Annotated in this window: 1 protein-coding gene; it reads right to left on the reverse strand. The window is 68.1% G+C overall.

The window, feature by feature from the left end:
• Positions 1–51 precede the first annotated feature (51 nt).
• The gene (locus tag AB0I10_RS41260; RefSeq protein ID WP_243627090.1) at positions 52–267 is read right to left on the reverse strand and encodes a DUF6243 family protein; all 216 of its coding nucleotides are present in this window, start codon (positions 265–267) and stop codon (positions 52–54) included.
• Positions 268–1,083 lie beyond the last annotated feature (816 nt).

Consider the following 1,083-nt stretch of genomic DNA (forward strand, 5'->3'; position numbering starts at 1 on the left):
GTCGCGGTCCGGGCCCTGCCCCGTGCGGTGCCGCCCTGCGGCGGCGGTGCGTCAGCTCTGTGCGGTGTCGTCGCCCGCCTGCCCGGCGCCCTCAGCTGCGCCTGCCTTCTCGCGCATCTTGCGCACCAGCTCCGCCTTCTGGTCGGCTGCACCCTGGCGGTCGAGGTTGCGGTGCGGGCCGTTGTTCTGCCGTTCGGCGCGGGACAGCTTCTTGCGCTGGCCGCCGCCCATGCCCACGGGGTTGTTGATGTTCTTGCTCACGGTCACGGGTTCTCCCGGTAATGATGTGAAGTGATCTACGGATTCATCGGTGGGGGATGGGCGGCGACGTCGAAGGACGTCAGCAGGGGCCCATCACGCTCTCACTCGTAAATCGGCGTCTGGAAGAACATGACAAAGACGATACCCGGTTCCGTCGGCCCCGCACACCAACCTTCCGTCGCCCCGGCGTCGGCCGGGCCTTCGGCGAGCGCCCGGGGTCAGCCGTTTCCTTCCGGGAATCTCAGCACCGCCAGCACCCGCCGGTGGTCGCCGCCCGCCCGGGGCAGGTCCAGATGGGTGTTACTGGGCCGCCGCGGGCGTTGTCAGTGGTCGCGAGCACACTGACGGCATGAGAGATCATCTCACTTGCGCCCCGCCGTTAGGGGACAACCTTTACAGGCAACTGGAGGCTCCCCGACTGTAATTAGGGGTGCCTGCCAGCCCGGTCATGGTGCAGCGGCACCCCGAATCAACGCTCGTTCGTGCAGACCGTGCGCGCCGTGAAGCAACGGGACTGCCCAGTGGCGCTCACCTTGGCCGACCGATGCCCACTCCCGACACTGGCCTCCTGCGGGCTGGTCTCAGGGTGAGAACGCCCTGACCGGCGGCTGTGACCCCCTTGCCCCTATCAGGCCAACGATTTGTGGAGCAGGCTGGCCACGGCCAGTCCCCACCCTGATGCTCCAAGACGTCCTGGACGAGCCGGAGTGTGCCGACCTGCTCACCCCCGCCGACCGGCGCGGCTGACCCGCTGTTCTGGTCCCATGTACGCCCGTACGGCGAGGTGAACCTCGACATGGCCGCCCGCATCGATCTCTCTGC

The organism is Streptomyces sp. NPDC050636 (assembly GCF_040654775.1).
Classification (GTDB): Bacteria; Actinomycetota; Actinomycetes; order Streptomycetales; family Streptomycetaceae; genus Streptomyces.